Origin of the sequence: Pseudomonas sp. NY15181, assembly GCF_048068055.1 — a bacterium.
In the GTDB taxonomy this organism is placed as follows: Bacteria; Pseudomonadota; Gammaproteobacteria; order Pseudomonadales; family Pseudomonadaceae; genus Pseudomonas.
This window is the reverse complement of record NZ_JBLUPT010000001.1, coordinates 520,200-547,092: the sequence shown is the minus strand read 5'-3', so window position 1 is coordinate 547,092 and position 26,893 is coordinate 520,200. Positions and strand designations below refer to the sequence as shown.

The following is a 26,893-nucleotide window of genomic DNA, read 5'->3' as shown; positions in this document are numbered from 1 at the left end:
CAAGCGCGGACTGACCTGCCCGGCTAGAATGGCGGGCTTTCTCGCAACACAGGTTCATGGACGACAGATGCACGCCTTTCTCTCCTTCCGTGAGCGCTATCTCCTGCGCTTCTGGTCACCACTACCGACGCTGATCGCCCTCGGCGTCGCCTCGGCCTACTACTTCGCCATGACCGGCACCTTCTGGGCGGTTACCGGCGAGTTCACTCGCTGGGGAGGCCACGTGCTGGCCTGGTTCGGCCAGCAGCCGCAGGAGTGGAGTTACTTCAGGATCATCGGCCTGCAGGGCACGCCGCTGGATCGAGTCGACGGCGTGATGATCATCGGCATGTTCCTCGGCGCACTGTGCTGCGCACTCTGGGCCGGCAACGTCAGCCTACGCTGGCCGACCAGCAAGCGGCGCCTGCTGCAGGGCCTGATCGGCGGGGTGATCGCCGGCTTCGGCGCGCGCCTGGCGATGGGCTGCAACCTGGCGGCCTTCTTCACCGGCATCCCGATGTTCTCGGTGCATGCCTGGGCCTTCATGTTCTCCACCGTGATCGGCGCCTGGTTCGGCGTGAAGATCTGCCTGCTGCCCTTCCTGCGCATACCGCTGAAGATCGGCGGCAAAGCTGCGGCGCTACCGAGCGCCGAAGCCCTGGCCCGCCGCGCCAAGCTGCAATGGCGCCTGGGCATGGGCGTGTTGGCGATTGCTGCGCTGTTCGCCGCCTGGCGTTTCGATGCCTCCCTGGTACTGGGCATGGCCTGCTTGTTCGGCCTCCTGTTCGGCGGACTGATCGAGCGCGCGCAGATCTGCTTCACCAGCGCCGCCCGTGACCTGTGGACCACCGGCCGGACCCAGGCCGCCCTGGGCATCCTGCTGGGCATGGCGGCCGCGTGCGTCGGCACCTTCGCCGCGATCCACAACGGCCTGCCGCCGAAGACCTTCTGGATGGGCCCGAACGCCGTCATCGGCGGCGTACTGTTCGGCATCGGCATAGTCCTGGCCGGAGGCTGCGAAACCGGCTGGATGTACCGCTCGATGGAAGGCCAGGTGCACTTCTGGGTGGTCGGCATCGGCAACGTGATCGGCGGCACCCTGGTCGCTGTGTTCTGGGACCAATTGGGCACCCGCCTCGCCCTGCCCTATCCCAAGCTCAACCTGCTGCAGGAGTTCGGCCCTGGCGGCGGCCTGCTGATTACCTTCGCAGGACTTGCCCTGTGCATGCTGCTGGTGCAACTCAACGCGCAACGATTCACCCGAAAACGGAACGCCTCCCATGTCCGACACAAAGACGCCGACGCTGTCGCTTGATCTGCGCGGCGAGCATTGCCCGTACAACGCCATCGCCACCCTGGAAACCCTGGAGACGCTCAAGCCGGGCGATCTGCTGGAGGTGATCACCGATTGCTCGCAGTCGGTACACGGCATTCCGGAAGATACGAAGCGCCACGGCTACCAATGCCTGGCGGTGGAGCAGCATGGGGCGCTTTTCCGTTTCCTGATCGCAGTGCCGATGCCGGGTTGATCCGCCCCTAGGCCGAGTCGCCACGGCCGGCATGCCGGCCGTGGCGATGCAGAAACGCCTGGAGCCTTCCTGGAAAACGCGATCCGACCCAAGCGAACAGCATGTACTTGAGCAACTTGCCGATGAAGATCGCCATCAGTACGCCAAGATACCCATGCGGCACACTGGAGAGCACGATCAAGGCCGGAGTCTGCGGCAATGGCGAAATGCTGACCAAGAGCAGCGTCAACAGACCGTAATCCTGCGTCCATGCCATGACCCGTTGCCAGTTCGCGTCTTGCAGCAATTGCGGAAAATACGCGTACAGGCTGCCCCACCCCATGTGATGCAGGAAGAGCACGAGGATCAGCGCTCCCACTGCGCTTCCCACTGCCGCAGCGAAGGCGATGGCCCTCCAGCGCGCCGGAGCGACCAACACGGCGGGGATTACCACCGAGGTGATTGGATAGGCGGCGAATAGCGTCCCCAGCAATGCGAGCGCCAGGCATAACCAAGGAAGCCGCCAGCCATCGCCCGCCCAGAGCAGGATATGGTGTAGATCGCCTTCGAGCCGGGGCAGGAGTCTCGCAAGGCGCTTCATGGTTGGTCAGCGTGGGCCGAAGTTGCGCTGCAAGCGCTGCAGGTCTTCCGGGGTGGTGACCTTGATGTTGTCGACCCGCCCCTCCACCACGCGCGGCGCATAGCCCGCCCACTCCATGGCCGAGGCTTCGTCAGTGATGGCCGCATCGGCCACCAGCGCATCGGCGAGGGCCCGGTGTAGCGCACCAAGGCGGAACATCTGCGGGGTATAGGCCTGCCAGACCACGCTGCGATCGATGGTTTCGACCACGCGGCCATCGGCGCCAACGCGCTTCAGGGTGTCCCGCGCGGGCACGCCGAGCAGGCCGCCCACCGCGTCATTTCCCAGTTCATCCAGCAGGCGGTCGAGGTCGGCGCGCGCGAGGTTCGGCCGGGCGGCGTCATGCACCAGTACCCAGTCGTCTGTGCCGGCACCCAGTTCGGTCAGGCGCAGCAAGCCGTTGAGCACGGAGTCGGCGCGCTCACGGCCACCTTCGGCACGCTGGATCAGCTCATTGGAAGCGCTCGGCAGGGTCGGCCACCAGGGATCATCGGCAGCCAGGCACACGACCAGCCCTTTCAGGCGTGGATGGCCGAGAAAACAGTCCAGGGTACGTTCGAGAATGCTGCGACCGGCGAGGTCGAGGTATTGCTTGGGGCGGTCGGCGCGCATCCGCGAACCGATGCCGGCGGCCGGGATCACGGCCCAGAAGGCGGGAGTGGTCATTGCGCGAGCTGGTAGAGGGTTTCCTTGTCCTTGACCATGCCGAGTTCGTGGCGGGCACGCTCCTCGACCGTCTCGGTGCCTTTCTTGAGCTCGGCGACTTCCGCCTCGAGGATGCGGTTACGCTCGAGCAGGCGCTCGTTCTCGCCCTGCTGGTCGGCGATCTGCTTCTGCAGGTCGCGCACCTGCGCCAGGCTGCCATCGCCAACCCACAGGCGATACTGCAAGCCGGCCAGCGCCAGGATCAGTACGACGAACAGCCAGTAAGGGCTACGTAACCTCAAACCATCAGCTCCATATGCAAAGGGGTGGCTCCTGCCACCCCTTCACCGTACCAGACTAGGATCAGCCGCGGAATTCCGCGCGACCACGGTACGGCGCCTTGGCGCCCAGTTGCTCTTCGATGCGCAGCAGCTGGTTGTACTTGGAAACGCGGTCGGAACGGCACAGGGAACCGGTCTTGATCTGACCAGCGGCAGTGCCGACGGCCAGGTCAGCGATGGTGCTGTCCTCGGTTTCGCCCGAACGGTGCGAGATCACCGCGGTGAAGCCGGCGGCCTTGGCCATCTGGATGGCTTCCAGGGTCTCGGTCAGCGAGCCGATCTGGTTGAACTTGATCAGGATCGAGTTGCCGATCTTCTCTTCGATGCCGCGCTTGAGGATCTTGGTGTTGGTCACGAACAGGTCGTCACCGACCAGCTGCACCTTCTCGCCGATCTTGTCGGTCAGGACTTTCCAGCCAGCCCAGTCGGACTCGTCCATGCCGTCTTCGATGGAGATGATCGGGTAGCGCTGGGTCAGGCCGGCCAGGTAGTCGGCGAAACCTTCGGCGCTGAACACCTTGCCTTCGCCTTCGAGGTCGTACTTGCCGTCCTTGAAGAACTCGGAGGAGGCGCAGTCCAGGGCCAGGGTGATGTCTTCACCCAGCTTGTAGCCGGCGTTGGCGACGGCTTCGGCGATGGCGGCCAGGGCGTCTTCGTTGGAAGCCAGGTTCGGCGCGAAACCACCTTCGTCACCCACGGCGGTGTTCAGGCCACGGGCCTTCAGCACGGCTTTCAGGTGATGGAAGATTTCGGCGCCCATGCGCAGCGCGTCGGCGAAGTTCTTGGCGCCGACCGGCTGAACCATGAACTCCTGGATGTCGACGTTGTTATCGGCGTGCTCGCCGCCGTTGATGATGTTCATCATCGGAACCGGCATGGAGTACTGGCCCGGAGTGCCGTTCAGGTCGGCGATGTGCGCGTACAGCGGCACGCCCTTGGCCTGGGCGGCGGCCTTGGCGGCGGCCAGGGACACGGCCAGGATGGCGTTGGCACCCAGCTTGCCTTTGTTCTCGGTGCCGTCGAGGTCGATCATCGCGTGATCCAGACCTTTCTGGTCAGCTGCGTCCTTGCCCAGCAGCAGGTCGCGGATCGGGCCGTTGATGTTGGCCACGGCCTTCAGCACGCCCTTGCCCAGGTAACGGCTCTTGTCGCCATCGCGCAGTTCGAGAGCCTCACGGGAACCGGTGGAAGCACCGGACGGGGCGCAAGCGCTGCCGACGATGCCGTTGTCCAGGATCACGTCCGCTTCAACGGTCGGGTTGCCGCGGGAGTCCAGGACCTCACGGCCCTTGATGTCGACGATCTTTGCCATTCTTGATAACACTCCGAAGATAGAGATAAACGGGGCGGCTGGTGAGACTCAGGCGGTCTCGATGGTGGGGAAACTCTTCACCAGGTCGTCCAGCTGCTTGAGCTGGGACAGGAAAGGCTCGAGCTTGTTCAGGCGCAGAGCGCACGGACCGTCGCACTTGGCGTTCTCGGGGTCCGGATGGGCCTCCAGGAACAGGCCGGCCAGGCCCTGGCTCATGCCGGCCTTGGCCAGGTCGGTGACCTGGGCGCGGCGGCCGCCGGCGGAATCGGCGCGGCCACCCGGCATCTGCAGGGCGTGGGTCACGTCGAAGAACACCGGGTACTCGAACTGCTTCATGATGCCGAAGCCGAGCATGTCCACCACGAGGTTGTTGTACCCGAAGGAGGAGCCACGCTCGCAAAGGATCAGCTGGTCGTTACCCGCTTCCTCGCACTTGCGCAGGATGTGTTTCATCTCCTGCGGCGCGAGGAACTGGGCTTTCTTGATGTTGATCACCGCGTTGGTCTTGGCCATGGCCACGACCAGGTCGGTCTGCCGGGACAGGAAGGCCGGCAGCTGGATGATGTCGCAGACCTCGGCCACCGGAGCGGCCTGGTAGGGCTCGTGCACGTCGGTGATGACCGGCACGTTGAAGGTCTTCTTGATCTCTTCGAAGATCTTCAGCCCCTCTTCCATGCCCGGACCACGGAACGAGGTGATCGAGGAACGGTTGGCCTTGTCGAAGCTGGCCTTGAACACGTAGGGGATACCGAGCTTCTCGGTAACCTTCACGTACTCTTCGCAGACCTGCATCGCCAGATCGCGCGACTCCAGCACGTTCATGCCGCCGAACAGCACGAACGGCAGGTCGTTGCCGATCTGGATATCACCGACGCGGATGATCTTCTGGCTCATGCTCAGGCTTTCCCGGCTTGCTTCAGGGCGGCGTTGACGAAGCCGCTGAACAGCGGGTGGCCATCACGCGGGGTGGAAGTGAATTCCGGGTGGAACTGGCAGGCAACGAACCACGGATGATCCGGAGCCTCGACCACTTCGACCAGCGCGCCGTCGCCGGAGCGGCCGGAAATCTTCAGGCCGGCGGCTTCCAGTTGCGGACGCAGGTTGTTGTTCACTTCGTAGCGGTGGCGGTGACGCTCGACGATCACGTCCTTGCCGTAGCAGTCGTGTACCAGGGTGCCAGCGGACAGCAGGCATTCCTGGGCGCCCAGGCGCATGGTGCCGCCCAGGTCGGAAGCCTCGGTGCGCACTTCGGTGGCGCCGGTAGCGTCCTGCCATTCGGTGATCAGGCCGACGACCGGGTGGCCGCTGGACTTGTCGAACTCGGTGGAGTTGGCATCGGTCCAGCCCAGCACGTTGCGGGCGTACTCGATGACGGCCACCTGCATGCCCAGGCAGATACCCAGGTACGGAACCTTGTTCTCGCGGGCGTACTGCACGGCGGTGATCTTGCCTTCCACGCCGCGCAGGCCGAAGCCGCCCGGAACCAGGATGGCGTCGGCGCCTTCGAGCAGGCTGGTGCCCTGCTGCTCGATGTCCTCGGAGTCGATGTAGCGCAGGTTGACCTTGGTGCGGCTCTGGATACCGGCATGGGTCATGGCTTCGATCAGCGACTTGTAGGCGTCGAGCAGTTCCATGTACTTGCCGACCATGGCGATGGTGACTTCACGCTCGGGGTTGAGCTTGGCGTCGACCACGCGGTCCCACTCGGACAGGTCGGCCGGACCGCACTCGAGGCCGAAGCGCTCGACCACGAGGTCGTCAACACCCTGGGCGTGCAGTACGGACGGGATGCGGTAGATGGTGTCGACGTCTTCCAGCGAGATGACCGCGCGCTCTTCCACGTTGGTGAACAGGGCGATCTTGCGGCGGGAGGACACGTCCACCGGATGGTCGGAACGGCAGACCAGGATGTCCGGCTGCAGGCCGATGGAGCGCAGCTCCTTGACCGAGTGCTGGGTCGGCTTGGTCTTGGTCTCGCCAGCGGTGGCGATGTACGGGACAAGCGTCAGGTGCATCAACATGGCGCGGCGCGAACCGATCTCCACGCGCAGCTGGCGGATGGCCTCGAGGAAGGGTTGCGACTCGATGTCACCGACGGTGCCGCCGACTTCCACCAGGGCCACGTCGGCATCGCCGGCGCCCTTGATGATGCGACGCTTGATCTCGTCGGTGATGTGCGGGATCACCTGCACGGTGGCGCCCAGATAGTCACCACGGCGCTCCTTGCGCAGCACGTCCATGTAGACGCGGCCGGTGGTGAAGTTGTTGTTCTGGGTCATCGTGGTACGAACGAAACGCTCGTAGTGGCCCAGATCGAGGTCGGTCTCAGCGCCGTCGTGGGTGACGAACACCTCACCGTGCTGGAACGGGCTCATGGTGCCCGGATCGACGTTGATGTAGGGGTCCAGCTTGAGCATCGTGATCTTCAGGCCACGCGCTTCCAGAATGGCAGCCAAGGAAGCCGAGGCGATGCCTTTCCCCAATGAAGAAACAACACCACCCGTGACGAAGATGTAGCGCGTCATGAAAAGCCCTGAATGTCAGCGTTTAGGCGGCTCGGCCGCCGGGGAAGCGAAGGTGTCGGGTCTAGGACCCGGCTCACGACTTCGTCGTGAAAATAGCGAACTCCCGCTGATTCCACAGGGGATCGGCAGGAGCGATATAAGACGGGAGCGTAGTCTACCGGAAAGCGGCTATCAGCTCAAACCCGAGTCATTCGTCGGAGGTACCCAGCACAGGGTCCATGACGGAGATTCCCCGGCCCGCAGGTCCTGCAGCAGCGCCACACCCAGCAGTTCGTCGGCTCGCCAGAGCAGCGGCAGGCGGCTCCGGAGGAAGGCCGGAATGCCGGCCTCGTTGAGCAGACGCTTGAGATCACGGCGACCACGGCCGGGCAATGCCATGACCTCCCCGCCCTGCCGGTAACGGACCTCCAGCAGGCCGGTCGGCGGTTCGCCCTCGAAGTGCAACGCGCCGTTTCCAGGCAGCACCAGTGATCGAGATGCATCCGTCCAGGGCTGCGTTCGCGGCACGAACGCCAGCCAGGCATTCGCCAGCCACCAGAGCCGGCCATTGGCGCGGCGCAACTCCCCGTCGGCAAGACGCCAGACCGGTTCGGCATCCGCCCGCGCATCGCGCAGATCCCGCCAACCGGCCCAGTGCGCGCTGTCCGGCAGTAGCGCCAGGGAAGCGAGCCAATGGCGCAGGGCATTGCGCTGGCGCGACTCGCTCAGGGAGGCCAGCGGGCCGATCGCCAGGGAAGGCAGCGGCATTCCCCGGTAATGCGCCTGTTGATCCGCCGCCGCCAGATCGGCCTGGGCCAACTCCGCCAGCAGGTCGTTGGCCTCAGTCAGATGCTCGGCAGCACGGGCAATGGTGTCCCCTGCCGCCGGCCAGCGCCGGGTGATGACTGGCAGCACCCGGTTTCGCAGGTAATTGCGGTCGTAGTCGTCGCGGGCATTGGAGGGGTCCTCCACCCAGCTCAGGCCATGTGTGCGGGCATAGCGTTCCAGCTCGCTGCGGGAGATATCCAGCAGAGGGCGCAGCAGAAGCCCGGCGCCCAGCGGACGACAGGCGGACATTCCCGCCAGGCCGCGTACACCGGCGCCACGGAACAGGCGGAAGAGTACGGTCTCCGCCTGATCGTCGCGGTGCTGCCCGGTCAGCAGGCACTCGCCCTCCCCCAGCATTGCCGTGAAGGCGGCATAGCGAGCCTCCCGAGCGGCACGCTCCAGACTGGCACCATCCCGCACCCGCACCCGCTCGATGCGCAGCCGCACTCCAAGCGCGTCACAGAACCGCTGACAGTGTTCCGGCCAGGCGTCGGCGACGGCCTGGAGACCGTGATGGACATGAATCGCGAAAATCGGCGGCAGCACCTCGCGACGGGCGAGCTGTACAAGCAGATGCAGGAGAACGCTGGAATCCAGCCCACCCGACAGCGCCACGCGCCACGCCGGCGCGGAACGCCAGGGAGCGAGTGCAGCTAGAAGCCGGTTTTCCAGCGACAAGGAATCAAGGGACATGGCGCAGGGAGGCGGGACGGATGACGAGGCAAGGATACCTCGTCATCCACGCTGCGCCGAAGACGTCGATCAGGCGACGCCGTAGCTCATCAGGCGCTCGTAGCGGCGCGCCAGCAGCTCTTCGGTGCTCAGTTGCTTGAGAACATCCAACTGGCCGAGCAGGGCCTTGCGGATCGACTCGGACATCGCAGCCGGGTCGCGGTGGGCGCTGCCCAGCGGCTCGGCGATGATGTTGTCGACGATGCCCAGGTCCTTCAGGCGGCTGGCGGTGATACCCATGGCCTCGGCAGCTTCCGGCGCCTTCTCGGCGGTACGCCAGAGGATCGAGGCGCAACCTTCGGGCGAAATCACCGCGTAGGTGGAGTACTGCAGCATGTTCAGTTGGTCGCACACACCAATGGCCAGTGCGCCGCCGGAGCCGCCTTCACCGATCACGGTGGCGATGATCGGGGTTTTCAGGCGCGCCATGACGCGCAGGTTCCAGGCGATGGCCTCGCTCTGGCCGCGCTCTTCGGCGTCGATGCCCGGGTAGGCGCCGGGGGTGTCGATGAAGGTCAGGATCGGCATCTTGAAGCGTTCGGCCATTTCCATCAGGCGGCAGGCCTTGCGGTAGCCTTCCGGACGCGGCATACCGAAGTTGCGGCGCACCTTTTCGCGCACTTCACGACCTTTCTGGTGGCCGATGATCATCACCGGCTGCTCATCCAGGCGTGCGACACCGCCGACGATGGCCGCGTCATCGGCGAAATGACGATCGCCGTGCAGCTCTTCGAACTCGGTGAAGATGTGCTGGATGTAGTCGAGGGTGTAGGGGCGACGCGGATGGCGAGCGAGCTGGGCGATCTGCCAGCTGGACAGGTTGCCGAAGATGTTCTCGGTCAGCGCCTTGCTCTTCTCCTGCAGACGGGAGATTTCGTCGGTGATGTTCAGGGCGTTGTCGTTACCGACCAGGCGCAGCTCTTCGATCTTGGCGTGCAGGTCGGCAATGGGCTGTTCGAAATCGAGAAAATTCGGGTTCATGGGCTATCCGTCGTTCTGTTGGCGGCTGGGCCTGGTCCGTAGGCGCCCTACCTTACGGTATCGGGCGCCGAGGGTCGAGACTGGCGAGCGGGCGGCGTTTGGCCGCCGCCACGCTAGCGGTAGTTCAGGAAGACGTTGTCGCGACCGAACTGGTCACGCAGCGCTTGAATCAGGTTGTCTGCCGGGTCGATCCGCCACTGTTCGCCGAACTGCAGCAAGGCGCGCGCCTGCTCGCCGCTGTAGTCGACGGTGACCGGGCAACTGCCACGGTGACGGGTGCACAGGTCGGCCAGCCAGCGCAGGCGGTCGCCCTTGAGCGCATCGGCGTGCACGCGGACCCGCAGGCTTTCGGCCAGCGAGGTGCGGGCCTCTTCCAGGCCCATCACGCGCTTGGCGCGCAGGCGCAGGCCACCGGAGAAATCGTCCTGGCTGACTTCACCCTCGATCACCACCAGCGCATCGGTCTGCAGCAGCGCCTGGTTGGCGGCGAAGGCTTCGGCGAACAACGAGGCCTCGATCCGACCGGAGCGGTCGTCCAGGGTCACGAAGCCCATCTTGTCGCCGCGTTTGTTCTTCATTACCCGCAGGTTGACGATCAGGCCGGCGACGGTCTGGGTATCGCGCGCGGGCTTGAGCTCGACGATGCGCTGGCGGGCAAAACGCCGCACCTCGCCTTCATACTCGTCGATCGGGTGACCGGTGAGGTACAGGCCGAGCGTGTCCTTCTCGCCCTTCAGGCGCTCCTTGAGGTTGAGCTCCTTGACCTTGCGGTGGTTGGCGTAGACATCCGCCTCGGGCTCGGCGAAGACGCCGCCGAACAGGTCCATGTGACCGCTGTCGTGGCTGCGCGAGGTCTGCTCGGCGGCCTTGACGGCTTCTTCCATGGACGCCAGCAGCACGGCGCGGTTGATGTCGACGTGGGCATGGTAGGCCTTGGGCTCCTCGAAGAAATGCGGGCCAAGGCGATCCAGCGCACCGGCGCGGATCAGCGCTTCGAGGGTGCGCTTGTTGACGCGTTTGAGGTCGATGCGGTCGCAGAAGTCGAACAGGGTCTTGAACGGCCCACCTTCTGCGCGGCACTCGGTGATGGCTTCCACCGGGCCTTCACCGACGCCCTTGATCGCGCCCAGCCCGTAGACGATCTGGTCGTCGTCATCCACGGTGAAGCGGAATTCGGAGTTGTTCACGTCCGGCGCGACGATGCGCAGCTTCATGTGGCGGCACTCTTCGATGAGCGTCACCACCTTGTCGGTGTTCTGCATATCCGCGGTGAGGACCGCGGCCATGAACGGCGCTTTCCAGTGAGTCTTCAGCCAGGCGGTCTGGTAGGACACCAGGCCGTAGGCGGCCGAGTGCGACTTGTTGAAGCCGTAGCCGGCGAACTTTTCCACCAGGTCGAAGATGTTGCCCGAGAGGTTGGCGTCGATGCCGTTGCTGGCACAGCCTTCGATGAAGCCGCCGCGTTGCTTGGCCATTTCCTCGGGCTTCTTCTTGCCCATTGCGCGGCGCAGCATGTCCGCGCCGCCGAGGCTGTAGCCCGCCATAACCTGGGCGATCTGCATCACCTGTTCCTGGTACAGGATGATGCCGTAGGTCGGCTTGAGCACCGGCTCAAGGCCGGCGTACTGGTAATCCGGGTGCGGATAGGAAATCTCTTCCCGACCGTGCTTACGGTTGATGAAGTCGTCCACCATGCCCGACTGCAGCGGACCGGGACGGAACAGCGCCACCAGTGCGATGAGGTCTTCCAGGCAGTCCGGCTTGAGCTTCTTGATCAGCTCCTTCATGCCGCGCGATTCGAGCTGGAAGACCGCGGTGGTTTCCGCCTTCTGCAGCAGGTCGTAGGTCTTCTTGTCGTCCAGCGGGATGCGGTCGATGTCGACCAGATTGGGGTCGCCGGCCTTCTGCTGTTTGCGATGGATGATTTCCATCGCCCACTTGATGATGGTCAGAGTACGCAGGCCGAGGAAGTCGAACTTCACCAGACCCGCGGCCTCCACGTCGTCCTTGTCGAACTGGGTCACCAGGCCGGCGCCCTCTTCATCACAGGCGATGGGGGCGAAGTCGGTCAGCTTGGTCGGCGCGATCACCACACCACCGGCGTGCTTGCCGGTGCCGCGGGTAACACCTTCCAGCTTGAGCGCCATGTCCCAGATTTCCTGGGCCTCCTCGTCGGACTTGAGGAAGTCGCGGAGCATCTCCTCCTGCTCGAAGGCCTTCTCCAGGGTCATGCCCACTTCGAAGGGAATCATCTTCGACAGCTTGTCGGCCAGGCCGTAGGACTTGCCCTGAACCCGTGCCACGTCGCGCACCACCGCCTTCGCGGCCATGGAGCCGAAGGTGATGATCTGGCTCACCGCGTTGCGCCCATAGGCACCGGCCACGTAGTCGATCACCCGGTCGCGGCCCTCCATGCAGAAGTCGACGTCGAAGTCGGGCATGGAAATACGTTCGGGGTTGAGGAAACGTTCGAACAGCAGGTCATAGGCCAACGGGTCGAGGTCGGTGATCTTCAGCACGTAGGCGACCAGCGAGCCGGCACCCGAACCCCGGCCGGGGCCTACCGGCACGCCGTTGTTCTTGGCCCACTTGATGAAGTCCATCACGATCAGGAAGTAGCCGGGGAAGCCCATCTGGATGATGGTGCCCAGTTCGAACTCCAGGCGGTCGACGTAGACCTGCCGCTTCTCTTCGTAGTTGGGCGTGGTTTCCTTCGGCCAGAGCACCGCCAGGCGCTCTTCCAGGCCTTCGTAGGAGACATGGCGCAGGTACTGGTTGATGTCCATGTCGTCGTAGGGGATCGGGAAGTTGGGCAGGAAGTACTTGCCCAGCTGCACCTCGATGTTGCAGCGCTTGGCGATCTCGACGGAGTTTTCCAGCGCTTCGGGAATGTCGCTGAACAGCTCGGCCATTTCCGCCGGGCTCTTCAGATACTGCTGGTCGGAATAGTTGCGCGAGCGGCGCGGGTCATCCAGCGCGCGGCCTTCGCCGATGCACACGCGGGTTTCGTGGGCTTCGAAATCTTCCGGCTTGATGAAGCGCACGTCGTTGGTCGCCACCAGCGGCGCGCCGCTGCGCTCGGCCAGGGCCACGGCGGCGTGCACGTGCTCTTCGTCGTTGACCCGGTTGGTGCGCTGGATATCCAGGTAGAAACGGTCCGGGAAGACGTCCAGCCACTCGGCGAGCAGCGAATCCGCCAGGGCGTTGTCGCCTTCCAGCAGCGCCAGGCCGATCTCGCCTTCCTTGGAGCCGGACAGCGCGATCAGGCCTTCGGCCGCCTCCTTCACCCACTCGCGCTCGATGATGATCTCACCGTTGCGCTGGCCTTCCTGCCAGCCACGGGAAATCAGCTCGGTGAGGTTGCGATAACCCTTGGCGTTCATCGCCAGCAGGGTCAGGCGGGTGAGCGGACCATCGTCGTCCCGGCCAGCCAGCCAGACGTCAGCACCGCAGATCGGCTTGATGCCACCGCCCATGGCCGTCTTGTAGAACTTCACCAGCGAGCACATGTTGCTCAGGTCGGTCACCGCTACCGCCGGCATCCCCGAACCCGCCACCGCCTTGATCAGCGGCTTGACCCGCACCAAGCCGTCGACCAGGGAGAATTCGGTGTGCAGACGCAGGTGAACGAAGGTGGCGGTCATGGTGGTCCTTGGGCAAACACGAAAAACGGCAAGCCCCGGATTGTACCGGGGCTGTCCGCAAAGCTACAGGGATCAATGGGCCAGCCGTCGCACCGGCCTTTCAGTACGCCGACGGATCGCTAACTGGGAGGATTTCCAGAGTAATGACAGCGTGTTACAGGATGCCGCCGGCGTTTTCCAGCAGATCGCGAACCGGCCCGAAGGAGCGCCGATGGATAGGCGTCGGCCCCAGGCGCTTGAGCGCCTCCAGGTGCACCGGGGTCGGGTAGCCCTTGTGGCCGCCGATACCGTAACCGGGATAGAGCGTCTCCATTTCGGCCATTTCGCGGTCGCGACTGACCTTGGCGAGAATCGAGGCGGCCGCAATGGCCGGCACCTGGCTGTCGCCCTTCACCACCGGGGCCGACGGCACCTTGAGCTTCGGGCAACGGTTGCCGTCGATGAGCGCCAGTTTCGGCGTCACGCTCAACCCTTCGACCGCGCGCTGCATCGCCAGCATGGTGGCGTGTAGGATGTTCAATTGGTCGATTTCGTGAACTTCCGCACGGGCGATACACCAGGCCAGGGCCTTTTCGCGTATCTCATCGAACAGCGCCTCGCGGCGAGCTTCGCTGAGTTTCTTGGAGTCGTTCAGCCCCTTGATCGGCCGCGCCGGATCGAGAATCACCGCAGCGGTGACCACCGGACCGCACAGCGGGCCGCGACCGACTTCATCGACGCCCGCGACCAACTCTTCCACCAGGGCGAAATCCAGGCCCATCTGCATCAGCGTTTCTCCACCAGGGCGAGCACGGCCTCGGCCGCCTGCGCGGACGCATCCTGGCGCAGGGCGCGATGGATGGCGTCGAAGGATTCGGTTTGCACGCTGCCGTCGTCCAGCAGTGGCAGCACGGTAGCGGCCAGCGCCTCAGGCGTCGCCGCGTCCTGGATCAGCTCGGGCACCAGCAGGCGGTTGGCCAGCAGGTTCGGCAGCGAGATATATGGACTTTTCACCAGCCGCTTGAGGATGCGGTAGGTCATGGGCGCCACTTTGTAGGCGACGACCATCGGCCGTTTGTAGAGCAGCGCTTCGAGGGTGGCGGTGCCGGAGGCGATCAGCACGGCATTGCAGGCAGCCAGGGCCTCATGGGAGGCACCATCGAGCAACTGCACCGGCAGATTGCGGCCTGCCAGCATTTCTTCGATCTGCACGCGTCGCTCGGGGCTGGCACAAGGCAGCACGAAACGCAGGTCCGGACGATCCTGAAGCAGGCGCTGGGCGGTATCGAGGAACAGCGCGCCGAGCTTGCCGACTTCCCCTCCCCGACTTCCGGGCAGGAGTGCAACGACGCTGGCCTCCTGTGGCAGCCCCAGGCGCTCGCGCGCGCCGGCACGGTCGGCGTCCAGCGGAATGGTGTTGGCCAGCGGGTGACCGACGAAGCGCACCGGGACGGCATGCTCTTCGTAGAAACGCGCCTCGAAGGGGAACAGCGCGAGCATCAGATCGCAGGCTTCCTTGATCTTCAGCACACGCTTCTGTCGCCAGGCCCAGACCGAGGGGCTGACGTAGTGCACCGTGCGGATACCTGCGCGGCGCAGCTTGAGTTCGATGTTGAGGTTGAAGTCAGGCGCATCGATACCGATGAACACGTCCGGCTTGGCCGCGATCAGCATCTGCACCAGATCCTTGCGGCGGCGCAGCAGTTCGCGCAGGCGGCCGAGCACCTCGACCAGGCCCATGACCGAGAGGCGCTCCATCGGGAAATGCGATTGCAGCCCTTCGGCCTGCATGCGCGGACCGCCGACACCGATGAACTCGATGTCGGGGTGACGCTGCTTGAGTGCCTGCATCAGGCCGGAGCCGAGGATATCGCCGGACGCCTCGCCCGCGACCAGGGCGACGCGCAGCTTGCGAGCGGTCGGTTGCATGGTCAGCGGGTGATGCCGCGGGTGGAGCTCTGGATGGAGTCGCGGAATACAGCAACCTCCGGGAACTGCTCCGAAACCTCGACGAGTTCAGCCAGTGCTTCGTCCACCGTCAGCCCCTGGCGGTAAACCACCTTGTAGGCCCGACGCAGCGCCTGGATGGCCTCGGCGCTGAAACCACGCCGGCGCAGCCCCTCGAAGTTCATGCTGCGGGCTTCGGCGGGGTTGCCGAAGACGGTCACATAGGCAGGCACGTCCTTGCCAATCGCACTACCCATGCCGGAGAAGCTGTGCGCGCCGATGCGGCAGAACTGATGCACCAGGGTGTAACCGGACAGGATCGCCCAGTCATCCACGTGAACATGGCCGGCCAGCGCCGTGTTGTTCACCAGAATGCAATGGTTGCCGATCACACTGTCATGACCAATATGCACATAGGCCATGAGCAGGTTGTGGTCGCCGATGGTGGTTTCCGAACGATCCTGGATGGTGCCGCGATGAATGGTCACACCCTCGCGGATCACGTTGTGATCGCCGATCACCAGGCGAGTCGGCTCGCCCTTGTACTTCAGGTCGGGAGTGTCCTCGCCGACGCTGGAGAACTGAAAGATGCGATTGTGCTTGCCGATCTTCGTGGGGCCCTTGAGCACCACGTGCGGACCGATCACCGTACCTTCGCCGATCTCCACATCCGGCCCGACGATGGACCAGGGGCCCACTTCTACGTCGTCAGCCAGCTTTGCGCGCGGGTCGATGATGGCGCGAGGATCGATCAAACTCATAGTTTGCGTTCCGCACAGATGATTTCGGCCGAGCATACCGGCTTGTCATCGACAGTGGCGTGGCAGTCGAACTTCCAGATGCCGCGCTTGACGCTGATGAACTGGGCATGCAGCTGCAGCTGGTCGCCCGGCAGCACCGGCTGACGGAAGCGCAGCTTGTCGGAGCCGACGAAGTAGTACAGGGTGCCGTCGGCCGGCTTCACGTCGAGCATCTTGAAGCCGAGGATACCGGCCGCCTGGGCCATGGCTTCGATGATCAGCACGCCCGGCATGATCGGGTGTTGCGGGAAATGGCCATTGAAGAACGGCTCGTTGATGCTGACATTCTTGTAGGCGCGAATGCGCTTGCCTTCAATGTCCAGCTCCACTACCCGATCCACCAGCAGGAAAGGGTAGCGATGAGGCAGGTATTCGCGAATCTCGTTGATGTCCATCATGTTCAGGGAAGCCTGTTCAGAAAAGGGAAACGCCAAAAAATGCGTGGATCACGCATCTGATGGAGCGTCTCCGCTCGGGGTCACGGCAGCCACGCGCTTTTCCAGCTGCTGCAGACGACGGGCCATGTCATCCAGCTGGCGAATACGTGCGGCGCTCTTCTTCCATTCGCCGGCCGGTTGCATGGCAGTACCGGACGAATAGGAACCCGGTTCGGTAATCGAACGGGTCACCATAGTCATCCCGGTGACGAAGACGTTGTCGCAGATCTCGATGTGGCCGACCAGGCCGACGCCACCGGCGAGCATGCAATGCTTGCCGATCTTGGCGCTGCCGGAAATCCCGCAGCAACCCGCCATCGCGGTGTGGTCACCGATCTGCACGTTGTGGGCGATCATGATCTGGTTATCCAGCTTCACGCCATTGCCCACCAGGGTATCGGACAGCGCACCGCGGTCGATCGTGGTATTGGCGCCGATCTCGACGTCATCGCCCACGGTCACGCCGCCAATTTGCGCGATCTTCTGCCAGACGCCCTTCTGGTTGGCGAAGCCGAAGCCCTCGCCCCCCAGTACGGCGCCGGATTGGATCACCACGCGCTTGCCGATGCGCACGTCGTGGTAAAGGGTCACTCTCGGGGCCAGCCAGCCACCTTCGCCGATCACGCTGCGCGCGCCGACGAAGCAATGGGCACTGACGGTCACCCCGGCGCCGATCTGCGCGCCGGCCTCGACCACCGCGTAGGGACCGATACTGGCGGTCGGATCGACCTGGGCACCTTCATCGACCACCGCGGTGGGATGGATACCGGCGGGCGCCTTGGGCTTGCGGTCGAACTGATGCGAAAGGCCGGCATACGCCAGATAGGGATTGGCCACCACCAGCGCGTTGCCGGTGAAACCTTCGGCATCGGCTGCCGTCAGCAGCACCGCGCCCGCCTTGCTCTCGGGCAGGAACTTGCGGTACTGCGGGTTGGCCAGGAAGCTCAGGTGATCGGCGCCGGCTTCCTGAAGGGTCGCCAGGCCGCGAATGACTTGAGCGGGATCGCCGCGCAGCTCGGCATCGAGCTGCGCAGCCAGTTCAGCGAGGGTAAAAGACTGCTCGGTCATCATCAGCGCAGCTGGTTCATGCGCTCGATGACTTGACGGGTGATGTCGTACTGCGGCTTCACGTCCACCACGGCACCACGCTCCACCACGAGGTCATAGCCACCCTTCTTGATGGTTTCCTCGACGGCCTGGTCCAGCTTCGGCTTGAGCTTCTTCAGCATGTCGCGGTCAGCAACGGCCTTGGCTTCGTTCAGCTCCTTGGACTGGAACTGGAAGTCGCGGGCCTTCTGCTTGAAGTCGTTCTCGGCCTTTTCACGCTCGGACTGGGACATCTTGCTGCCGCCACTGACCAGCTTGTCCTGCAGCGCCTTGGCGTCGCTTTCCAGGGCCTTGAGCTTGTTCAGCTGGGGGCCGAATTTCTTCTCCGCATCCACGGCGTACTGCTTGGCCGCGTCCGACTCGAGGAGTGCCATCTGATAGTTGAGCACCGCGATCTTCATGTCGGCGAACGCAGGGCTCGCCATAAGGGCTGCGGTGATCAGGACGAACTGGGTCAACTTACGCACAATGCACTCCTGCACAAAGCATGGTTGTCTTTACAACGATACGGCCAATTAGAAGGTCTGCCCCAGGGAGAACTGGAAGATCTGGGTCTCGGCGTTGTCCGGCTTCTTGATCGGGGTCGCCAGGGCGAAGCTCAGCGGGCCCAGCGCGGTGATCCAGGTCAGGCCCACACCGGCGGACATGGCCATGTCATTGAACTTGACGCCATCGCAGCCCTGGGTGGTCGAGAGTGGGCAATCGGTATCGAACACGTTACCCATATCCCAGAACACTACACTGCGCAGCTGACGCTGGTCCTTCACGAACGGCAGCGGGAACAGGACTTCTGCACCACCAGTGATCAGGATGTTACCGCCGAAGGCTTGCGGGTCCTGGTCCGGATCAGTCTCGGTCCCATTCTTGCCCGTACTCGGCGTACTACGCGGACCAAGGGTGCTGTCCTTGAAGCCGCGCACCGAGTTGAAGCCACCCGCATAGTAGTTTTCATAGAACGGCAAACGGTCGGTGGAGCCATAACCAGCACCGTAGCCGAGCTCGGTGTGGAAGCGCATGGTGTAGTTCTCGGTGAGCGGGGCAAAGATCTGGCCGCGATAGTCGAGCTTGTAGAACGACAGGTCGCTGCCCGGAATGGTGGATTCCAGCACCAGGCTCTGCGAGTGGCCGCGACTGGCCAGGACGCCCTTGTTCAGGGTCGACTCGGACCAGCCGATGGACGCCTTGTAGTTGGTGAAGCTGTCGCCTTCCTGCTGGATGAAGTCGACAATCTCGTCCACGGTGTAGAGACCAGTATCGATCTGGTCCTTCTGCGCAGTCAGACCGTAGGTCAGACGCGAGGTTTCGCTGATCGGGTAGCCGATGCTGACGCCGGCGCCGTAGCTGTTGACGGAGTAGCTGGAAACGTCGACATCCAGGTCGCTGTAGTCGGTCTTGCGGTAGAAGGCGTTGTAGCCCAGGCTCACGCCGTCGACGGTCCAGTAGGGGTCGACGAAGCCGAAGTTGTAGCGGGTCTGGTAGTCACTCTTGGTCAGGCCGAGGCTGACCTTGTTACCGGTACCCAGGAAGTTGTTCTGGCTGATCGAGCCGCCGAGGATCAGACCGGCACTCTGGGCGAAGCCGATGCTGGCGGTGATGGAGCCGGACGGCTGCTCTTCCACGCTGTAGTTCACGTCGACCTGGTCGTCGGTGCCGGGCACGGCCGGGGTCTCGACGTTGACTTCCTTGAAGTAGCCCAGGCGCTCCAGGCGCTGCTTGGACTGGTCGATCAGGTAGGTCGAAGCCCAGCCGCCTTCCATCTGGCGCATCTCGCGACGGAGCACTTCGTCCTCGGTCTTGGTGTTGCCACGGAAGTTGATGCGGTTGACGTAGGCACGCTTGCCCGGGTCGACCACGTAGGTGATCGAGACGGTCTTGTCGTCGTCATGGGGCTCCGGCACGCCGTTGACGTTGGCGAAGGTATAGCCTTCATTACCCAGGCGGCGGGTGATCAGGTCGGAGGTGGTGGTCATCACCTTGCGCGAGAAGACCTGGCCCTTTTTCACCAGCAGCAGCTTCTTGATTTCGTCTTCCGGCACCTTGAGGTCGCCGGAGAGCTTCACGTCGCTGACGGTGTACTTCTCGCCTTCGTTGACGTTGACGGTGATGTAGACGTGCTTCTTGTCCGGGGTGATGGAAACCTGGGTCGAGGCGATATCCATGTGGATGTAGCCACGGTCCAGGTAGTAGGAGCGCAGACGCTCCAGGTCACCGGAGAGTTTTTCACGGGAGTACTTGTCGTCGTTCTTGAAGAAGGACAGCCAGTTGGTGGTCTTCAGCTCGAACAGGTCGGTCAGGTCTTCCTCGGAGAAGACGGTGTTGCCCACCACGTTGACATGGGCGATGGCCGCCACGGTGCCTTCGTTGATGGTGATCTTCAGGGCGACGCGGTTGCGCGGCTGCGGCACCACTTCGGTCTCGATCTCGGCGGAGTAGCGGCCCTGGGCCACGTACTGGCGCTGCAGTTCGTTGCGCACGCCTTCGAGGGTCGCGCGCTGGAAGATCTCGCCTTCGGCCAGGCCCGACTGCTTCAGGCCCTTCATCAGGTCTTCGGTGGTGATGGCCTTGTTGCCCTCGATCTCGATGCTGGAGATCGACGGACGCTCGACCACATTGACGACCAGCACGTTGCCATCACGGCTGAGCTGGATGTCCTGGAAGAATCCGGTCTTGAACAGGGAACGGGTCGCCTCGACCAGGCGACGGTCGTCGATCTGCTCCCCCACGTTCAGCGGCAGGGCGGCGAATACGCTACCGGCGGAAACGCGCTGCAGACCATTGACCCGGATGTCGGAGACAGTGAAGGACTCGGCGTGAACCTGGGCGATCATCAGCGCGGAAAGGGCCGCGGTTAGCAGAAAGCGTTTCATGGAGTCCTTTTATTCCAACTGACAAATAAAGAATCTGCCGCAAGTGGCGGCAGATCCGAATTTCAATGGTGGGTTACAGCCGACTCAGATCGTTGACCAGGGCCAACAACATGACCCCAACCACCAGGCTGATGCCAATTTGCATCCCCCAAGCCTGGACCCGCTCCGACAGTGGGCGACCTCGCACCCACTCGACCACGTAGAACAGCAGATGCCCGCCGTCGAGGACGGGAATCGGCAACAGGTTGAGAACCCCCAAACTGATGCTCAGATAGGCGAGGAAATGCAGAAAATCCCCTACACCCGACTGGGCTGAAGCGCCCGCCACTTTAGCAATGGTTATCGGCCCGCTCAAGTTTTTTACCGAGAGCTGTCCGAGCACCATTTTCTTTAGAGAATCCAGAGTTAGCAGGCTCATCGACCAGGTTCGAGAGAGTGCCTGCCCGACTGCGTCCACCGGTCCGTAGCTGATTTTGCGAAGCATGTCCGCCGGCCACTGACCACCCGAGACACCCGCCCCCAGGTATCCGGTACGGGCCTTGCCCTCGCCTTTCGCCGCCAGCGTCAGCGCGACGTCCTGGCGCTGGCCGTCACGCTCGACACCCAGCACGACGCGAGCCTCGGGACGCGCGCGGACCTTGTCCACCACCTGCTGCCAATCGTCCACCGCTTGCCCATCGACGCTCAGCAGACGATCCCCGACCTTGAGCCCGGCAGCCTTCGCCGGCCCCTTCTCATCCAGCTCCGCCAGGACCGGCGCGATAGCCGGACGCCAGGGCTGAATCCCCAATCCGGCGATGGGATCGGGATTATCGGCACTCTTGAGCCAGGCATTGAGCTGCAATTGGTGCATGACCGGAACGGAGGAGCCCGACTCCAGCACCGAGACGCTCAGCTCGCCGGTTTCGCCGAGACGACGCACCAATTGAAGACTGACGCCGTTCCAGCCGTCCACGGCCTTGCCATCGACCGCCACCACTTCCTGTCCCGCGGCCAGGCCGCCCAGCGCCGCAGGGCTGTCAGCGACAACGGAGCCGATGACGGGCTTGATCTGCTGGCTGCCGAGCATGGCCAGCACCCAGAAGAACAGGATTGCCAGGAGGAAGTTGGCCACGGGCCCAGCGGCGACGATGGCGATGCGCTGAAAGACCGGCTTGCGATTGAAGGCCTGGTCGAGCAGCTCGGACGGAACATCGCCTTCGCGCTCGTCGAGCATTTTCACGTAGCCGCCCAGTGGAATGGCTGCCACGACGAACTCGGTGCCCTGGCGATCATGCCAGCGCACCAGCGGGGTACCGAAGCCTACGGAAAAACGCAGCACTTTCACGCCGCAGCGGCGTGCCACCCAGAAGTGCCCGAACTCGTGGAAGGTAACCAGCACACCCAGTGCGACCACCAGGCCGACGATCATGTATAGAGCGCTCATCGCTAACTCCTGGGCATCAACGCCCGCGTTCCTGCAACCACGCCTGCGCGGCGTCGCGTGCGCGCCGGTCGGCCGCCAGCACCGCATCGAGGGATTCGACCGGAGCATGCGCCTCGCGGTTCAGCACGTCTTCGATGATAACTGCGATCTCGGTGAAGCGGATGCGCCGCTCGAGGAAGGCCGCCACCGCGACTTCGTTGGCCGCATTGAGCATCGCCGGAACGCTGCCGCCGACTTCAGCCGCTTGTCGGGCCAGGCGCAGGCAAGGGAAACGCCGCTCATCCGGCGGGCAGAAATCCAGCCGGGCAATGGCGAACAGGTCCAGCGGCGAGACACCCGAGTCGATCCGCTGGGGCCAGGCCAGCGCATGGGCGATGGGCGTGCGCATGTCCGGATTGCCCAGTTGCGCGAGCACCGAGCCATCCACATAGTCCACCAGGGAATGAATGACGCTCTGTGGATGAATCACCACCTCGACCTTCGACGGCGGCGCATCGAACAACCAGCAGGCCTCGATCAGCTCCAGCCCCTTGTTCATCATGCTGGCGGAATCGACGGAAATCTTCCGCCCCATCGACCAGTTGGGATGGGCGCAGGCCTGCTCGGGCGAAACGTCCGACAGCGCCTCCAGAGGTGTCTCACGGAAGGGGCCACCAGAGGCCGTCAACAGAATCCGACGCACGCCGACCTCGCCGAGACCGCGCGCGTAGTCCGAAGGCATGCACTGGAAGATCGCGTTGTGCTCGCTGTCGATCGGCAGCAGCACCGCACCACTGGCACGAACGGCATTCATGAACAGGGCGCCGGACATCACCAGCGCCTCCTTGTTGGCCAGCAGCACGCGCTTGCCAGACTCGACGGCAGCCAGCGTGGGCTTCAGCCCGGCGGCGCCGACGATGGCCGCCATGACCGCGTCCACCTCGGGATGGCTGGCAATCTCGCACAGCCCCGCCTCACCGACGAGCACCCGGGTATCCAGCCCCGCCGCCAGCAGCCCGCCCTGCAGGTGCCGGGCCTGATCAGCCTCCGGCACGACAGCGAAGCGCGGACGATGCCGCAGGCAGAGGGCTTCCAGTTCGGCGACCCGGGAAAAGCCGCTCAGGGCGAAGACACGGTAACGGTCAGGGTGGCGAGCGATGACATCAAGGGTGCTGAGGCCGATCGACCCCGTCGCCCCCAGCACACTGATCCACTGCGGACTGCTCACGGCGTCCCCCAGCCCACGATCCACAGCAGCGCGGTGAATACCGGGATCGCCGCTGTCAGGCTGTCGATGCGATCGAGCACACCGCCGTGCCCGGGCAGCAGGTTGCTGCTGTCCTTGAGGCCCGACTGGCGCTTGAACATGCTTTCGGTCAGGTCGCCGACCACCGACAGCGCCACCACGATCGCGGCACACGGCAGCGCCAGCAGCAATTCACGGACGGTCCAGTCGCGATAGATCGCCACGGCGACGGTGATTGCCAGGCTCAGCGCCAGACCACCGTAGAAACCCTCCCAACTCTTGCCAGGACTGACCCGCGGCGCCAGCTTGCGCTTGCCAAAGGCCTTGCCGGAGAAATAGGCACCGACATCGGCCGCCCAGACCAGCACCATCACGGCGACGATCAGCCAGTTGGCCAGCGGCCATTGCTTGAGCAGCACCAATCCCTGCCAGGCCGGCACCAGGATCAACAGGCCGATCAGCAGGCGACGCCAGCGGCCGCCCCAGCTCGATGCGCTATCGGGGTAGGTCAGCACCATGATGGTCGCCAGCAGCCACCAGAGCAGCGCCAGCACCAGCACCGCCCCGGCCAGTTGCGGCAGCCAGGAAAGGATGAACATCAGCGCTGCCACCACGGCGGCGTAGCCAATCCGTGCGGGCTGTTCGTTGTAACCAGCCAGACGCGCCCATTCCCAGGCACCGATGCTGACCACCAGACCGATGAACAGCGAGAACGCCGCGCCATCGAGGAGGAAGAAACCACCCAGCGCGATCGGCAACAGGATCAGCGCCGTGATGATTCGTTGTTTCAACATGTCGGGGGAGCCTCGGCCTCGACCTGCTCGCCGGTCTTGCCGAAGCGGCGCTGGCGAGAGGCGTAGTCGACCAGCGCGGCCTGCATGGCATCGTGCTTGAAGTCGGGCCAGTAGAGATCGGAGAAATACAGCTCGGCATAAGCCAGCTGCCAGAGAAGGAAGTTGCTGATGCGATGCTCGCCGCCGGTGCGGATGCACAGGTCCGGCAATGGCTGGTCGCCCGTGGACAGGCAACCCTGGATCAGCTCCGGGGTGATCTCGTCCGGCGCCAGGTGACCGGCCTGAACCTCGCGGGCGAGGCGCTGGGCTGCCTGGGTGATGTCCCACTGGCCGCCATAGTTGGCCGCCACCTGCAGCAGCATGGTGGTGCCATTGGCTGTCAGGTTTTCCGCCTCGCGCATCGCCGTTTGCAACTCGGGGGCGAAACGGCTGCGGTCACCGATGATACGCAGGCGGATGCCATTGGCGCTGAGCTTGCGCACCTCACGGCGCAAGGCCATGAGGAACAGCTCCATCAGCGCACCGACCTCGTCGGCCGGGCGCTGCCAGTTCTCGCTGGAGAAGGCGAACAGGGTCAGCACTTCGACGCCTGCCTCGGCGCAGGTCTTGATCACCGCGCGGACGGCATCCACACCCGCTTTATGCCCGGCGACACCGGGCATCAGGCGCTTCTTCGCCCAGCGGTTGTTGCCGTCCATGATGATTGCCACGTGCCGAGGCACAGGCGTCACCTGCTTGGTCTTTTCCATGACGAGAGCCCGGCCGTCAGACGGCCATCAGATCCGCTTCCTTGGCCTCGAGGGCCTTTTCGATATCGGCGACGAACTTGTCGGTGATCTTCTGGATATCGTCACCGGCGCGACGTTCGTCGTCTTCGCTGATTTCCTTCTCTTTCTGCAGGTCCTTGAGCTGAGCCAGGGCATCGCGGCGAATGTTGCGCACGGATACACGGGCCTGCTCGGCCTCGGCGCGAGCCTGCTTGGTGAAGCCCTTGCGGGTTTCTTCGGTCAGGGCCGGCATCGGCACACGAATGGTGGTGCCGGCGGTCGCCGGGTTCAGGCCCAGGTCGGAGGTCATGATGGCCTTCTCGACCGCCTGGATCATGCTCTTGTCGAACACGCTCAGGGCCAGGGTGCGGGAGTCTTCCACGTTGATGTTGGCGACTTGGCGCAGCGGGGTGTCGGAACCGTAGTAGGACACCATGACGCTATCCAGGATGCTCGGGTGAGCACGGCCGGTACGAATCTTGGCGAAGGCATGACCCAGGGCTTCCAGGGTTTTGCCCATGCGATCCTGTGCTTCCTTCTTGATCTCGTTGATCATCTCAATCCTCCTCGATCAGGGTGCCTTCAGCACCACCTACAACAATATTCAGCAGCGCGCCGGGCTTGTTCATGTTGAACACGCGCAGCGGCATTTTCTGGTCCCGGCACAGGCAGATGGCGGTAAGGTCCATCACACCCAGCTTGCGATCGAGCACTTCATCGTACGTCAGACGTTCGAATTTCTCGGCATTCGGGTCCTTGAACGGGTCGGCAGTGTACACGCCGTCCACCTTGGTCGCCTTCAGCACTACGTCAGCATCTATTTCAATGGCGCGCAGGCAGGCGGCGGAGTCAGTGGTGAAGAACGGGTTGCCGGTACCGGCGGAGAAGATCACCACCTCACCGCTGTTCAGATGGCGCATGGCCTTGCGGCGGTCGTAATGATCGGTGACACCCACCATGGAAATGGCCGACATGACGATGGCGGTAATGTTGGAGCGTTCCAGCGCATCGCGCATGGCCAGACCGTTCATCACGGTGGCCAGCATGCCCATGTGGTCGCCGGTGACGCGATCCATGCCCGCCGCGGACAGCGCCGCGCCACGGAACAGGTTACCACCGCCGATGACCAGGCCGACCTGGACGCCGATACCCACGAGCTGGCCGATTTCCAGGGCCATCCGATCGAGCACCTTGGGGTCGATACCGAATTCCTCGGACCCCATCAGGGCTTCGCCGCTCAGTTTTAGAAGAATGCGTTTATAGCGAGGTTGACGAGCGCTCAGCTGCTGAGCCATGACCTATTTCTCCTGCGGCGATTGAATGCTTGGCGCCCACGGCGCCTTGGTTTGGAAGCATGGACCCGCCACGCTTACGACGCCCTTAACCCGCCGTGCGGGCCTGCGCCGTGGAAACCGCCCCATTTGGCTTCCCCAGTTTGGCAAAGAGGCCGCGCGCGTTAGCGGGCAGCCTCTTGCGGGGCGACAGTCGTGAGACCGTCTATTACTGCTTGGAAGCGGCTACTTGAGCAGCAACCTCGGCAGCGAAGTCAGCTTCGACTTTCTCGATGCCTTCGCCTACTTCATAACGAATGAAGGAAACGATTTCGGCGCCGGCTTTCTTGGCCAGGTCACCGACCTTGACTTCCGGATCCTTGACGAACGCTTGCTCGACCAGGCTGGCTTCGGCCAGGAACTTCGAGATACGGCCCTTGACCATGTTCTCGACGATGTTTTCCGGCTTGCCGGCGATCTTGTCGGCGTTCAGAGCGAGGAAGATTTCCTTCTCTTTGGCAACGGCTTCTTCGGAAACCTGCGACGGATCCAGGAACTGCGGGTTGCTGGCAGCGATGTGCATGGCGATGTCGCGAGCCAGGTCAGCGTTGCCGCCCTTCAGGGTGACCAGAACGCCGATGCGGTGGCCGTGCAGGTAGGCGCCAACCACGTCACCTTCGGCGCGGGCCAGACGACGGATGTTGACGTTTTCGCCGCACTTGGCGACCAGGGCTTCACGGGCCGGCTCTTGTTCCGCGATCAGCGGAGCAGCGTCGGTCAGCTTCTGGGCAACAGCCTTGTCCAGGCTGGCAGCCACGAAGCCTTTGAAGTCGTCCTGCAGGGCCAGGAAGTCGGTCTGCGAGTTGACTTCGATGATGGTAGCGGCCTTGGCGTCGTCAGCCACTTTAACGGCGATGGAGCCTTCGGCGGCGATGTTGCCAGCCTTCTTGGCAGCCTTGATGGCGCCGGAAGCGCGCATGTCGTCGATGGCCTTCTCGATATCGCCTTCGGCGGCTACCAGGGCCTTCTTGCACTCCATCATGCCCTGGCCGGTACGCTCACGCAGTTCCTTGACCAGTGCTGCAGTAATTTCTGCCATTTCGAAATCCTCTTGAGTTGCTCTCAAAACCAGATCGCCCGGCTACCCGGGCGGAATTTA

25 protein-coding genes are annotated in these 26,893 nt (G+C 63.8%); 2 read left to right on the top strand and 23 right to left on the bottom strand.

Going from position 1 to position 26,893, the window contains the following annotated elements; genetic code table 11:
- Positions 1-67 precede the first annotated feature (67 nt).
- Together yedE and yedF are read left to right on the top strand one after the other, a co-directional pair.
- A complete protein-coding gene (yedE, locus tag ACNFBT_RS02540) occupies positions 68-1,294 on the top strand; it encodes a selenium metabolism membrane protein YedE/FdhT (protein WP_416746175.1) in 1,227 nt (408 codons plus the stop codon).
- Positions 1,260-1,508, top strand: a complete 249-nt coding sequence (yedF, locus tag ACNFBT_RS02535) for a sulfurtransferase-like selenium metabolism protein YedF (RefSeq protein WP_416746173.1) — start codon at positions 1,260-1,262, stop codon at positions 1,506-1,508. Before yedE ends, yedF begins: the two co-directional genes overlap by 35 nt.
- Before the next feature lie 7 nt (positions 1,509-1,515).
- Here the strand turns inward: yedF and ACNFBT_RS02530 are convergent, their stop codons facing one another.
- The 23 genes from ACNFBT_RS02530 to tsf form a co-directional block, all read right to left on the bottom strand.
- Entirely contained in the window at positions 1,516-2,088 is a 573-nt protein-coding gene (locus ACNFBT_RS02530) for a hypothetical protein (protein ID WP_416746172.1), read from the bottom strand.
- A 6-nt stretch (positions 2,089-2,094) separates the two neighbouring features.
- Positions 2,095-2,793, bottom strand: a complete 699-nt coding sequence (gene ispD, locus ACNFBT_RS02525) for a 2-C-methyl-D-erythritol 4-phosphate cytidylyltransferase (protein ID WP_416746170.1) — start codon at positions 2,791-2,793, stop codon at positions 2,095-2,097.
- A complete protein-coding gene (gene ftsB / locus ACNFBT_RS02520) occupies positions 2,790-3,074 on the bottom strand; it encodes a cell division protein FtsB (RefSeq protein ID WP_017521200.1) in 285 nt (94 codons plus the stop codon). The genes ispD and ftsB overlap by 4 nt, the downstream gene beginning before the upstream one ends.
- A 61-nt stretch (positions 3,075-3,135) precedes the next feature.
- Positions 3,136-4,425: a phosphopyruvate hydratase gene (gene eno / locus ACNFBT_RS02515; protein WP_416746167.1), complete on the bottom strand. Its 1,290-nt coding sequence runs from the start codon at positions 4,423-4,425 to the stop codon at positions 3,136-3,138.
- Positions 4,426-4,473: 48 nt separating this feature from the next.
- Entirely contained in the window at positions 4,474-5,319 is an 846-nt protein-coding gene (gene kdsA, locus ACNFBT_RS02510; protein ID WP_416746165.1) for a 3-deoxy-8-phosphooctulonate synthase, read from the bottom strand.
- Positions 5,320-5,321: 2 nt separating this feature from the next.
- A complete protein-coding gene (locus tag ACNFBT_RS02505) occupies positions 5,322-6,950 on the bottom strand; it encodes a CTP synthase (protein ID WP_207885427.1) in 1,629 nt (542 codons plus the stop codon).
- Positions 6,951-7,121: 171 nt separating this feature from the next.
- Positions 7,122-8,450 carry a tRNA lysidine(34) synthetase TilS gene (gene tilS / locus ACNFBT_RS02500; protein WP_416746162.1) on the bottom strand — a complete coding sequence of 443 codons (1,329 nt, stop codon included), beginning with the start codon at positions 8,448-8,450 and terminating at the stop codon, positions 7,122-7,124.
- A 69-nt stretch (positions 8,451-8,519) separates the two neighbouring features.
- The gene (accA, locus tag ACNFBT_RS02495) at positions 8,520-9,470 is read right to left on the bottom strand and encodes an acetyl-CoA carboxylase carboxyl transferase subunit alpha (protein ID WP_416746160.1); all 951 of its coding nucleotides are present in this window, start codon (positions 9,468-9,470) and stop codon (positions 8,520-8,522) included.
- A gap of 113 nt (positions 9,471-9,583) precedes the next feature.
- The gene (gene dnaE / locus ACNFBT_RS02490) at positions 9,584-13,114 is read right to left on the bottom strand and encodes a DNA polymerase III subunit alpha (protein ID WP_416746158.1); all 3,531 of its coding nucleotides are present in this window, start codon (positions 13,112-13,114) and stop codon (positions 9,584-9,586) included.
- 154 nt (positions 13,115-13,268) lie between these two features.
- Positions 13,269-13,880 carry a ribonuclease HII gene (gene rnhB, locus ACNFBT_RS02485; protein ID WP_416746156.1) on the bottom strand — a complete coding sequence of 204 codons (612 nt, stop codon included), beginning with the start codon at positions 13,878-13,880 and terminating at the stop codon, positions 13,269-13,271.
- Positions 13,880-15,022 carry a lipid-A-disaccharide synthase gene (gene lpxB, locus ACNFBT_RS02480; RefSeq protein WP_416746154.1) on the bottom strand — a complete coding sequence of 381 codons (1,143 nt, stop codon included), beginning with the start codon at positions 15,020-15,022 and terminating at the stop codon, positions 13,880-13,882. Before lpxB ends, rnhB begins: the two co-directional genes overlap by 1 nt.
- Positions 15,023-15,024: 2 nt before the next feature.
- Positions 15,025-15,801 (bottom strand): acyl-ACP--UDP-N-acetylglucosamine O-acyltransferase, encoded by a 777-nt coding sequence (gene lpxA, locus ACNFBT_RS02475; RefSeq protein WP_275608231.1) that lies wholly within the window; start codon positions 15,799-15,801, stop codon positions 15,025-15,027.
- The gene (gene fabZ / locus ACNFBT_RS02470) at positions 15,798-16,238 is read right to left on the bottom strand and encodes a 3-hydroxyacyl-ACP dehydratase FabZ (protein ID WP_152225019.1); all 441 of its coding nucleotides are present in this window, start codon (positions 16,236-16,238) and stop codon (positions 15,798-15,800) included. Before fabZ ends, lpxA begins: the two co-directional genes overlap by 4 nt.
- A gap of 48 nt (positions 16,239-16,286) precedes the next feature.
- Positions 16,287-17,348, bottom strand: a complete 1,062-nt coding sequence (lpxD, locus tag ACNFBT_RS02465) for a UDP-3-O-(3-hydroxymyristoyl)glucosamine N-acyltransferase (RefSeq protein WP_416746151.1) — start codon at positions 17,346-17,348, stop codon at positions 16,287-16,289.
- Positions 17,348-17,851 carry an OmpH family outer membrane protein gene (locus ACNFBT_RS02460; protein WP_207885435.1) on the bottom strand — a complete coding sequence of 168 codons (504 nt, stop codon included), beginning with the start codon at positions 17,849-17,851 and terminating at the stop codon, positions 17,348-17,350. Before ACNFBT_RS02460 ends, lpxD begins: the two co-directional genes overlap by 1 nt.
- A 48-nt stretch (positions 17,852-17,899) precedes the next feature.
- The gene (gene bamA, locus ACNFBT_RS02455; protein ID WP_416746148.1) at positions 17,900-20,251 is read right to left on the bottom strand and encodes an outer membrane protein assembly factor BamA; all 2,352 of its coding nucleotides are present in this window, start codon (positions 20,249-20,251) and stop codon (positions 17,900-17,902) included.
- 73 nt (positions 20,252-20,324) lie between these two features.
- Positions 20,325-21,677, bottom strand: a complete 1,353-nt coding sequence (gene rseP, locus ACNFBT_RS02450; protein ID WP_416746146.1) for a sigma E protease regulator RseP — start codon at positions 21,675-21,677, stop codon at positions 20,325-20,327.
- Between the two features lie 16 nt (positions 21,678-21,693).
- Positions 21,694-22,884, bottom strand: a complete 1,191-nt coding sequence (ispC, locus tag ACNFBT_RS02445; RefSeq protein WP_416746144.1) for a 1-deoxy-D-xylulose-5-phosphate reductoisomerase — start codon at positions 22,882-22,884, stop codon at positions 21,694-21,696.
- Positions 22,881-23,696 carry a phosphatidate cytidylyltransferase gene (locus ACNFBT_RS02440; RefSeq protein WP_416746142.1) on the bottom strand — a complete coding sequence of 272 codons (816 nt, stop codon included), beginning with the start codon at positions 23,694-23,696 and terminating at the stop codon, positions 22,881-22,883. Before ACNFBT_RS02440 ends, ispC begins: the two co-directional genes overlap by 4 nt.
- On the bottom strand, positions 23,690-24,445 hold the full coding sequence (gene uppS, locus ACNFBT_RS02435) for a polyprenyl diphosphate synthase (RefSeq protein ID WP_416746140.1): 756 nt from the start codon (positions 24,443-24,445) through the stop codon (positions 23,690-23,692). The genes ACNFBT_RS02440 and uppS overlap by 7 nt, the downstream gene beginning before the upstream one ends.
- Positions 24,446-24,461: 16 nt before the next feature.
- Positions 24,462-25,019, bottom strand: coding sequence for a ribosome recycling factor (gene frr / locus ACNFBT_RS02430; protein WP_416746138.1), 558 nt, complete (start codon positions 25,017-25,019; stop codon positions 24,462-24,464).
- A 1-nt stretch (position 25,020) separates the two neighbouring features.
- Positions 25,021-25,758 (bottom strand): UMP kinase, encoded by a 738-nt coding sequence (pyrH, locus tag ACNFBT_RS02425; protein WP_207885442.1) that lies wholly within the window; start codon positions 25,756-25,758, stop codon positions 25,021-25,023.
- A gap of 205 nt (positions 25,759-25,963) precedes the next feature.
- Complete coding sequence (gene tsf / locus ACNFBT_RS02420; RefSeq protein WP_416746136.1) at positions 25,964-26,833, bottom strand: translation elongation factor Ts; 870 nt, start codon at positions 26,831-26,833, stop codon at positions 25,964-25,966.
- Positions 26,834-26,893: the final 60 nt, after the last annotated feature.